Here is a 212-nt window from a genome sequence, read left to right as displayed (position 1 = left end):
CATAAGCGCACAGTACCGCATGGTACGGTGTGAAAAACTCCGGTGGTATGAGATGGACCCGCGTCTGATTAGCTAGTTGGCGAGGTAACGGCCCACCAAGGCGACGATCAGTAGCCGACCTGAGAGGGTGATCGGCCACATTGGGACTGAGACACGGCCCAGACTCCTACGGGAGGCAGCAGTGGGGGATATTGCACAATGGAGGAAACTCT

1 rRNA gene is annotated in these 212 nt (G+C 57.1%); it reads left to right on the top strand.

Annotated elements, in window-relative coordinates:
- Window positions 1-212: ribosomal RNA gene (locus GPK83_RS17455) — 16S ribosomal RNA — on the top strand; the annotation flags it as partial.

It is taken from the genome of Clostridium sp. MCC328 (genome assembly GCF_018785465.1).
Classification (GTDB): Bacteria; Bacillota; Clostridia; order Lachnospirales; family Lachnospiraceae; genus Pilosibacter; species Pilosibacter fragilis.
Note: the sequence above shows the minus strand (reverse complement) of the source record. Positions and strands in the feature narration are given on the sequence as shown.